Consider the following 8,795-nt stretch of genomic DNA (forward strand, 5'->3'; position numbering starts at 1 on the left):
CTACCGCAGTCCGGTGGAACGCCGCAGCGCCGCCCGCAGCAGCCGGTCGATCAGCTCCGGGTACGAGACCCCACTGGCCTCCCACATCTTGGGGAAGGCCGAGATCGGGGTGAAGCCGGGCATCGTGTTGATCTCGTTGATCATCCAGGTGCCGTCCTCCAGCAGGAAGAAGTCCACCCGGGCCAGCCCCTCGCAGCCGAGCGCCTCGAAGGCCTCGACCGCCTGGCGCCGGATCTCGGCGAGCTCCCCGTCGTCGAGCTTCGCCGGGATCTGCACGTCCGAGGAGTCGATGTACTTGGCTTCGAAGTCGTAGAAGTCGTAGCCCTCGCCGACCAGCACCTCGCCGGCCACGCTGGCCCGCGGGCCGTCCTCGAACTCCAGCACGCCGCACTCGATCTCGCGGCCCGTCACGCCCGCCTCGATGATCAGCTTGGGGTCGTGCCGGCGGGCCTCCTCGATCGCGGCGTCGAGGTCGGCCAGGTCCTTGACCTTGGTGATGCCGATGCTGGAGCCGGCCCGGCAGGGCTTCACGAACAGCGGCAGGCCCAGCTCGGCGGCCCGCTCGCGCACCGCCGCGCGGCCCGCCTCGGACTCCCACTCGCGCGGCCGCACGATGGTGTAGCGGCCGACCTCCAGACCGTGCGAGGCCAGGATCCGCTTGGCGAACTCCTTGTCCATGCCGGCCGCGCTGGCCAGCACGCCGTTGCCGACGTACGGGACGCCGGAGAGCTCCAGCAGACCCTGGAGCGTGCCGTCCTCGCCCCACGGGCCGTGCAGCAGCGGGAACACCACGTCGACCTCGCCGAGGGCCTTGGGGGCGCTGCCCGGCTCGCTCAGCACCACCTCGCGGCTGCCCGGGGAGGCCGGCAGCGCGACCTGGCCGTCGACGCCCTCGGCGACGTGCGCCACGTCCGGCAGCTTGCCGTCGGTGATGGCCATCCGGGCCGGCTCGTCACTGGTCAGCGCCCAGCGGCCCTCGTGCGTGATGCCGATCGGCAGCACGTCGTACTTGTCGCGGTCGATCGACCTGAGCACGCTGCCCGCGGTCGTGACCGAGATCGCGTGCTCGGAGCTGCGCCCGCCGAAGACCAGCGCGACGCGCGGCTTCCGGTCGGGCCGGTTCGGGGAGGACTGTTCGATGCTCATATCGGGTTTGAGACTACCGTGCGAGGCCCTGCCGGACGGAAAGCGGCACGGCGGGACAGCGGCGTCCGGGGGCCCGGCGCCGCCGCGCGGACCGGCACCGTCAGCGCCGCTCCGGCTTCGCCGAACGCGACATCAGCGCCTGCATCGCCTCCTGGGTCGGCCGCCCGTTGTGCACCACGTCCACCACGGCCTCGACGATCGGCATGTCGACCCCGTTGCGCCGGGCCAGGTCCAGCACCGACTCACAGGACTTGACGCCCTCCGCGGTCTGCCGGGTCGCCGCGATGGTCTCCGCGAGCGACATGCCCCGGCCCAGGTTCATGCCGAAGGTGTTGTTGCGCGACAGCGGCGAGGAGCAGGTGGCCACCAGGTCGCCCATCCCGGCCAGTCCGGCGAAGGTGTGCGGGTCCGCGCCCAGCACCTCGCCGAGCCGGGTGGTCTCGGCCAGCCCGCGGGTGATCAGCGTCGCCTTGGTGTTGTCGCCGAGCCCCATGCCGGCCGCCATGCCGACCGCCAGGCCGATCACGTTCTTGACCGCGCCGCCGAGTTCGCAGCCCACCACGTCGGTGTTGGTGTACGGCCGGAAGTACGGCGTGTGGCAGGCCGCCTGGAGGCGCTTGGCGACCGCCTCGTCGGCGCACGCCACCACGCTGGCCGCGGGCTGCCGGTTGGCGATCTCCTTGGCCAGGTTGGGCCCGCTGACCACCGCGACGCGCTCCGGGCCGACCTTGGTGACCTCGTCGATCACCTCGCTCATCCGCTTGGCGGTGCCGAGTTCGATGCCCTTCATCAGGCTCACCAGCACGGTCTGCGGCTCGATCAGCGGCGTCCAGGCCGCCAGGTTGTCGCGCAGCGTCTGCGAGGGCACCACCAGGACCGCGAAGTCCGCGCCGGCCAGCGCCTCGGCGGCGTCGGTGGTGGCCCGCACGCTGTCGGGCAGCCGGACGCCCGGCAGGTAGTCCGGGTTCTCGTGCGTGGAGTTGACGGCGTCCACCAGTTCCTGGCGGCGGGCCCACAGCACGACCTCGCAGCCGGCGTCGGCGAGCACCAGCGCGAACGCGGTGCCCCAGGAGCCGGTCCCCATCACGGCGCAGCGCGTCACTGTCCGGCCTCCTCGGTGCCCTTGCTCGGTTCGCCCTTGGCCCGTCGGCGCTCGGCCAGCGCGGCCGCGGCGCGCTCCCGGGCGGCCTTGCGCATGTCGTAGCGCTCGGCCGGCGGCTGCTCGCCCCGCACCTCGGCCAGGACCGCGGTGATCGCGTTCATGATGTCGTCGGTCGCGTCGGCCAGCACCTGGGCGGTGAGCTCCTGGCCCCGGTACTTGCTCAGGTCCACCGGCGGACCGGCCGCGACGGTGACCTTGTGGCGCGGGAACAGGTTGAACCTGCCCTTCCCGTAACCGGGCCGGCCGTACGGCGGGATGATCTCGTGGGCGCCCCAGTGCGCGACCGGGATGACCGGCGCGCCGGTCATCAGCGCGACCCGGGCGACCCCGCTCTTGCCGGTCATCGGCCACAGGTCCGGGTCCCGGGTGAGCGTGCCCTCCGGGTAGAACTGCACGCACTGGCCGTCGTTGACCGCGTCGATCGCGGCCTTGAACGCCCGCGCGGCGTCGGTGGACTCGCGGAACACCGGGATCTGGCCGGTCTTGCGCAGCATGAAACCGATGAAGGGGACCGAGAACAGCGAGGACTTGGCGAGAATGCGCGGCGGGCGTCCACTGTTGTACTGCCAGTGCCCGTAGATCACCGGATCGATGATCGAGTTGTGGTTCACCGCGGCGATGAAGCCCTGGTTCTTCGGAAGGTGCTCCCAGCCCCGCCAGTCGGGCTTCACCAGAGCGGTCGTCACCGGCTTCACCAGCACGGCCGCGAAGCGGTACCAGATGCCGTAGTCGGCGTTGCCGAACTTGGCGTACGAGCGGCGGGCCACCCCAGCTCCTTCTCATTCGATGCGGCACGCAGCGCCGCGGTCCTGGCGTCCCGGTGCCGCGCACCGTTTCCGCCGGTGCCCGGGCCACGGGCGCGGAACAGTGTCGCCCGCCCGCTCACCGGCTGTCGAGCGGCCGCGCCAGCCCGCCCGGCGGGCGTGATCAAACGCACGTCCGCACAGCTCGTACGGCCTGGCGAGGGCTCCGGGACCGGCGCCACAATGACGCCGGTGACCCAGGACACCGTACGCCCCAGCGGGCCCGTCCCGCCCGCCGCACCCGCCGCCGGCTGGTCGCTGGTGATTCCGCTCAAGCCGCTCGCCCTGGCCAAGAGCAGACTGGCCCCGTACGCCGGGGACCACCGGGCCGACCTGGCCCTGTCCTTCGCGCTGGACACCGTGAGCGCCGCCCTGGCCACCCCGGGCGTCGACCGGGTCCTGGTGGTCACCCGCGACGCCGGGGCCGGCCGCCGGCTGGCCGCGCTCGGCGCGCTGGTGGTCGCCGACGAGCCCGGCGGCGGCCTCAACCGGGCGCTGACGCACGGCGCCTCGGCCGCCCTGGCACTGGCCCCGCGGGCCCCGCTGGCGGCGCTCTCGGCCGACCTCCCGGCGCTGCGCCCGGCCGAACTGGCCCTGGTGCTGGGCGCGGTCCCCCCGGACGGCCGGGCCTTCCTCCCGGACTCCCCCGGCCTCGGCACCACGCTGCTCGCCTGCACCCCGGGCCGGCCGCTCTCCCCCGCCTTCGGGAACGGCTCGCGGGCCCGGCACGGGGCGGGCGGGGCGCTCGAACTGCGCCTGCCGGGCGTCGAGTCGGTGCGTCGGGACGTGGACACCGGCGCGGACCTCGCCGAGGCCGCGGCGCTCGGCCTCGGCCCGCACACCCGTGCGCTGTTCGCTTCCCTGAGCCCGCGCTGAGCCCGTCCCCGGTCCACCCCGAGCCCCTCCCTGGGCGCCTTCCGGTCCTGGCCCCGGGGGCGGGCGGCCCCGCTCGCTATGCTGCTCGCATGCAGGCCACCGCGTTCACCTTCGACCCCGCCACCCGGGCCGGCTCCGTGCTGCTCGACGACGGGACCCCGGTGCCGTTCGACGCGGCCGCCTTCGACGCGGGCGGCCTGCGGCTGCTGCGTCCCGGCCAGCGGGTGCGGATCCGCACCGAGGGCGCCGGCGAGGCCCGCCGGGTGGTCTTCGTGACGCTCCAGACCTTCCCCGACCCCGCCGAGGGCTGACGGCCCCGCCCCGGTCCACCACCCCGCGCCCCGCCCGGCCCCGGGCCGCCCGCCCGGTCGTGGACCGACGACCCCCTCCCGGCACGGCCCGCGCGCCCCGCCACACCCCGAACCCCGTCCGCGCACCCGCACGTCGCGGATTCCTGACTAAGCGCCCGGAAATCGAAAGAGCCGCGGCTCCCGGTTTCCGTGAATTACGGAAGGGGTGCCGCGGCTCTTCGCCGAAGGCCGTCCGAGGACGGTCGCGCGGGACTTACTTGGCGGAAGTCTTGCGCGCGGTGGTCTTGCGGGTGGCGGTCTTCTTCGCCGGCGCCGTCTTCTTGGCCGTGGCGGTCGCCTTCTTGGCGGTCGCCGTGGTCTTCTTGGCGGCAGCCGTGGTGGTCGCCTTCTTCGCCGCGGCCGTCTTCTTGGTCGCGGCGGCCTTCGTCGCGGCGGCCTTGGTCGCGGTCGCCGTGGTCTTCTTGGCGGCGGTGGTCTTCGCGGCCGTGGTCTTCGCGGCGGTCTTCTTGGCGGTCGCCGTGGTCTTCTTGGCGGCGACCGTGGTCGCGGCCTTCTTGGCGGCGGCCGTGGTCGCCGTCTTCTTGGCGGCGGTCTTCTTGGTGGCCGGGGCGGCGGCAGCGGCGGCGGCGCGCTTGGTGGCGGCACGCTTGGCGGCCGGGGTGGCGGCGACGCCGCTCTTGCCCGGGGTGAGGGAGCCCTTGGGGGCCTTCTTCACCGAGGGGCCTTCCTTCGGCAGCTTCTTGCTGCCGCTGACCAGGTCCTTGAAGCCCTGGCCCGGACGGAAGCGGGGGACCGAGGTCTTCTTGACCTTGACCCGCTCGCCGGTCTGCGGGTTGCGGGCGAAGCGCGCGGAGCGCTCCACCTTCTCGAAGGTGCCGAACCCGGTGACCGAAACCCGGTCGCCGGCCACAACGGCACGGACCATGGTGTCGAGCACTGCGTCGACGGCCTCTGCGGCAGCCTTGCGACCGCCCAGCTGCTCGGCCACCGCTTCGACAAGCTGAGCCTTGTTCACGTCTTCCCCTTCGGAAACGAGCGCCGGATGATTCCATCCGTTCTTTTCGCACGTTAGGTATGTATCTGCGGACTTTCAATTACCAAACGCGCGAATCACCCTAGTGTCGCAATGGATTTGCGCGTCGGCGACCTCAGTCGAGCGGCGGGGGCCCCTCGTCGAGGTCATGTACAAAGCGACTCAACCGCCTTGCCGCCTCCGGAAGATCGCGCTTGGCGGTCTCGGTGACGATGAGGAGTTGACGGGTGAGAGCGGTCTTTGCATCGGCAGACACGTTCAGCGCATGCACGCGGGCGTGAGCTTGCTTCAACCGCTCGGCCACAAGCGCGTAGAGCGCTGCGACTTCCTGGTCGTCCGGCGCCTCAGCAGGTGCGGAGGTGACGTCCGGCCGATCGTCAATTCGGCGTTCGGATGGCCGGCCCATGGAGTCCTCAGCCGCGGGTTCGCCGCCCGCGTACGGAGGTTCATGGTGCCGGTGCATGTACTGATTGTGCCATCTACCCGCAGTTGTACTTGCGCGGGGCCCTCTTCCGCAAAGCCAAATGGGCAATCCGGGGCGGGCCGCGGCGCTAACTCGCGCTCCGGAACGCCGGATGGCCCGGCCCCCCCGAGGGGGACGCGGGCCATCCGGCGGATCGTCAGAATGCTTGTTCTGAGGGGAACTCAGACCACGGGCAGAGTACGGGGCTTGAAGGCCGGGCGGGTCTCCTCGAAGGCCGCGATGTCGGCCTCGTTCTGCAGCGTGATACTGATGTCGTCCAGGCCGTTGAGCAGCCGCCACCGGACGTTGTCGTCCAGTTCGAAGGCCGCCGTGACGCCTTCGGCCCGCACTTCGCGCGCCTCCAGATCGACCGTGATCTCGGCCGAGGGGTCACTCTCGGTGATCGCCCAGAGCCGTTCCACGGTCTCCTGCGGCAGGACGACCGTCAACAGGCCGTTCTTCAGCGAATTGCCACGGAAGATGTCGGCGAAGCGGGACGAGATGACCGCGTGGAAGCCGTAGTTCTGCAGCGCCCAGACGGCGTGCTCGCGGGAGGAGCCGGTGCCGAACTCGGGGCCGGCCACCAGGACCGTGGCGCCCTTCCGCTCGGGCCGGTTGAGGACGAAGGACTCGTCCTTTCGCCAGGCCTCGAACAGACCGCCCTCGAAACCGGATCGGGTGACCTTCTTCAGCCAGTGGGCCGGGATGATCTGGTCGGTGTCCACGTTGCTGCGGCGCAGCGGGACGGCCCGGCCGGTGTGGGTGGTGAACTTCTCCATGGCTCAGGCCTCCACGGCAACGTCGGCGGTCAGGTCGGAGGGGGCCGCGAGGCGGCCCAGCACGGCGGTCGCCGCGGCGACCTGCGGGGAGACCAGGTGGGTGCGGCCCCCCTTGCCCTGCCGGCCCTCGAAGTTGCGGTTCGAGGTGGAGGCGCAGCGCTCCCCCGGGGCGAGCTGGTCGGGGTTCATGCCCAGGCACATCGAGCAGCCGGCGTGGCGCCACTCGGCACCGGCCGCGGTGAACACCTTGTCCAGGCCCTCCTCGACGGCCTGGAGCGCGACCCGGACGGACCCGGGGACCACCAGCATCCGCACGCCGTCGGCGATCCGGCGGCCCTCCACCACGGCCGCGGCGGCCCGCAGGTCCTCGATCCGGCCGTTGGTGCAGGAGCCGACGAAGACGGCGTCGACCTTCACCTCGCGCAGCGGGGTGCCGGCCTCCAGGCCCATGTACGTCAGGGCGTTCTCGGCGGCCAGGCGCTCCTGCGGGTCGGCGAAGGAGGCCGGGTCCGGCACGTTCGAGCCCAGCGGCGCGCCCTGGCCCGGGTTGGTGCCCCAGGTGACGAACGGGGTCAGCTCGCTCGCGTCGATGAGGACCTCGTGGTCGAAGACCGCGTCCTCGTCGGTGCCCAGGGTGTTCCAGTAGGCGACGGCGGCGTCCCAGTCCTCGCCCCGCGGGGCGTGCGGGCGGTCCTTCAGATAGGCGAAGGTGGTCTCGTCCGGGGCGATCATTCCGGCGCGGGCGCCCGCCTCGATCGACATGTTGCAGACGGTCATCCGGGCCTCCATCGACAGGCTCCGGATCGCCGAACCGCGGTACTCCAGGACGTATCCCTGGCCGCCGCCGGTGCCGATCTTCGCGATGACGGCCAGGATCAGGTCCTTGGCGGTGACGCCCTCGGGCAGTTCGCCCTCGACGGTGACCGCCATGGTCCTGAACGGCGCCAGCGGCAGGGTCTGGGTGGCCAGCACGTGCTCGACCTGGCTGGTGCCGATGCCGAACGCCAGCGCGCCGAAGGCGCCGTGGGTGGAGGTGTGGGAGTCGCCGCAGACCACGGTCATGCCGGGCTGGGTCAGTCCGAGCTGCGGGCCGACGACGTGCACCACGCCCTGCTCGACGTCACCGAGCGAGTGGATCCGGACGCCGAACTCGGCCGCGTTCCTGCGCAGCGTCTCCAGCTGCACCTTGGAGACCGGGTCGGCGATCGGCTTGTCGATGTCCAGGGTCGGGGTGTTGTGGTCCTCGGTGGCGATCGTCAGATCGGTGCGGCGGACCGGGCGGCCGGCCAGGCGCAGCCCGTCGAAGGCCTGCGGGCTGGTGACCTCGTGGAGCAGGTGCAGGTCGATGAAGAGGAGGTCGGGCTCGCCCTCCGCGCGCCGCACGACGTGGTCGTCCCAGACCTTCTCTGCGAGTGTCCGTCCCATCGGATTCCCTCCAGCCGGCCGCGTTGCCGGCCTTCTCATGTCGTCGAGGTCAAAACGTGTGCGCCGCCGTGTGCACCCGGGCCGCTCCGTCCAGGGTGGCGGTTTTCGCTGGAGATTGAACTGGTGTCTCACGGACTGAGACCGCAGTCTTAGCGCATGGACAGCGGATGGACGGCCCGCAGACGGCCCGCGGACGGTGTCCGGACAGTGCCCCGGAGACGCAGAAGGGCCCCGCCCGGTACCGAGCGGGGCCCTTCCGAGGATTTCCCGGGAAAGCAAAAAGACCCCGGGGGCCGGGGTCTTTCCAATTTCTGGCTGGGGTACCAGGACTCGAACCTAGACTAAATGAACCAGAATCACTCGTGCTGCCAATTACACCATACCCCAACACAAAGCAAGGGCCGATGGGCGAGCCCACCGGCTTCCTGCTCTGAAGTACCCCCGACCGGATTCGAACCGGCGCTACTGCCGTGAGAGGGCAGCGTGCTAGGCCGCTACACAACGGGGGCTTGATCTTCTTTTGTTTGCCGTACTCGCGTACTGCGCTGGGGTACCAGGACTCGAACCTAGACTAAATGAACCAGAATCACTCGTGCTGCCAATTACACCATACCCCACCAGAGTTGAACCCCCGGGGGGGCCTTCTCAGGCGTTGCGCCTCTCGTTCGGTCCCTTCCGAGGGGCTTTCGTTCCCTCGTCCGTTCCCTCCCGGGCGGCGCAGAAAGAACATTACCCGACGTCGGCCCTGGCTCCAAAATCGATAACCCCGGGCGGCGTCCGGGCGGCCTGCGGATGAC

General features: G+C 71.4%; 9 protein-coding genes and 3 tRNA genes. 2 read left to right on the forward strand and 10 right to left on the reverse strand.

The window, feature by feature from the left end; genetic code table 11:
- The 3 genes from ACFRMQ_RS33575 to ACFRMQ_RS33585 all read right to left on the reverse strand — a co-directional run bounded on the left by ACFRMQ_RS33575 (position 1) and on the right by ACFRMQ_RS33585 (position 3,075).
- Entirely contained in the window at positions 1 to 1,146 is a 1,146-nt protein-coding gene (locus tag ACFRMQ_RS33575; protein WP_380734543.1) for a D-alanine--D-alanine ligase family protein, read from the reverse strand.
- A gap of 100 nt (positions 1,147 to 1,246) precedes the next feature.
- Complete coding sequence (locus ACFRMQ_RS33580; protein WP_380734545.1) at positions 1,247 to 2,248, reverse strand: NAD(P)H-dependent glycerol-3-phosphate dehydrogenase; 1,002 nt, start codon at positions 2,246 to 2,248, stop codon at positions 1,247 to 1,249.
- Positions 2,245 to 3,075 (reverse strand): lysophospholipid acyltransferase family protein, encoded by an 831-nt coding sequence (locus tag ACFRMQ_RS33585; RefSeq protein ID WP_380734546.1) that lies wholly within the window; start codon positions 3,073 to 3,075, stop codon positions 2,245 to 2,247. Before ACFRMQ_RS33585 ends, ACFRMQ_RS33580 begins: the two co-directional genes overlap by 4 nt.
- Positions 3,076 to 3,303: 228 nt before the next feature.
- Between ACFRMQ_RS33585 and cofC the strand changes: the two genes are divergently transcribed.
- Positions 3,304 to 3,987, forward strand: a complete 684-nt coding sequence (cofC, locus tag ACFRMQ_RS33590; RefSeq protein ID WP_380734547.1) for a 2-phospho-L-lactate guanylyltransferase — start codon at positions 3,304 to 3,306, stop codon at positions 3,985 to 3,987.
- 89 nt (positions 3,988 to 4,076) lie between these two features.
- Positions 4,077 to 4,298 carry a hypothetical protein gene (locus tag ACFRMQ_RS33595; protein ID WP_189923473.1) on the forward strand — a complete coding sequence of 74 codons (222 nt, stop codon included), beginning with the start codon at positions 4,077 to 4,079 and terminating at the stop codon, positions 4,296 to 4,298.
- Between the two features lie 253 nt (positions 4,299 to 4,551).
- Here ACFRMQ_RS33595 and ACFRMQ_RS33600 read toward each other — a convergent pair whose 3' ends face one another.
- From ACFRMQ_RS33600 to ACFRMQ_RS33630, 7 genes are all read right to left on the reverse strand, one after another.
- Positions 4,552 to 5,313, reverse strand: a complete 762-nt coding sequence (locus ACFRMQ_RS33600) for an HU family DNA-binding protein (protein ID WP_380734548.1) — start codon at positions 5,311 to 5,313, stop codon at positions 4,552 to 4,554.
- A gap of 133 nt (positions 5,314 to 5,446) precedes the next feature.
- Positions 5,447 to 5,794, reverse strand: coding sequence for a hypothetical protein (locus ACFRMQ_RS33605; RefSeq protein ID WP_380696496.1), 348 nt, complete (start codon positions 5,792 to 5,794; stop codon positions 5,447 to 5,449).
- A 182-nt stretch (positions 5,795 to 5,976) separates the two neighbouring features.
- A complete protein-coding gene (leuD, locus tag ACFRMQ_RS33610) occupies positions 5,977 to 6,573 on the reverse strand; it encodes a 3-isopropylmalate dehydratase small subunit (protein WP_380734549.1) in 597 nt (198 codons plus the stop codon).
- 3 nt (positions 6,574 to 6,576) lie between these two features.
- On the reverse strand, positions 6,577 to 7,998 hold the full coding sequence (gene leuC / locus ACFRMQ_RS33615) for a 3-isopropylmalate dehydratase large subunit (protein ID WP_380734550.1): 1,422 nt from the start codon (positions 7,996 to 7,998) through the stop codon (positions 6,577 to 6,579).
- Positions 7,999 to 8,310: 312 nt separating this feature from the next.
- A tRNA-Gln gene (locus tag ACFRMQ_RS33620) sits at positions 8,311 to 8,385 on the reverse strand.
- A gap of 49 nt (positions 8,386 to 8,434) precedes the next feature.
- Positions 8,435 to 8,507 (reverse strand) — tRNA-Glu (locus ACFRMQ_RS33625).
- A gap of 36 nt (positions 8,508 to 8,543) precedes the next feature.
- A tRNA-Gln gene (locus ACFRMQ_RS33630) sits at positions 8,544 to 8,615 on the reverse strand.
- Between the last annotated feature and the right edge of the window lie 180 nt (positions 8,616 to 8,795).

The organism is Kitasatospora sp. NPDC056783 (genome assembly GCF_042789895.1).
Lineage (GTDB): Bacteria > Actinomycetota > Actinomycetes > Streptomycetales > Streptomycetaceae > Kitasatospora.

Bases quoted from the DNA above. Each gene is read 5' to 3' on its own strand.
- ACFRMQ_RS33605 (WP_380696496.1), bottom strand. From the start codon at position 5,794: ATGCACCGGCACCATGAACCTCCGTACGCGGGCGGCGAACCCGCGGCT.
- ACFRMQ_RS33575 (WP_380734543.1), bottom strand. From the start codon at position 1,146: ATGAGCATCGAACAGTCCTCCCCGAACCGGCCCGACCGGAAGCCGCGC.
- leuD (WP_380734549.1), bottom strand. From the start codon at position 6,573: ATGGAGAAGTTCACCACCCACACCGGCCGGGCCGTCCCGCTGCGCCGC.
- ACFRMQ_RS33595 (WP_189923473.1), top strand. From the start codon at position 4,077: ATGCAGGCCACCGCGTTCACCTTCGACCCCGCCACCCGGGCCGGCTCC.
- leuC (WP_380734550.1), bottom strand. From the start codon at position 7,998: ATGGGACGGACACTCGCAGAGAAGGTCTGGGACGACCACGTCGTGCGG.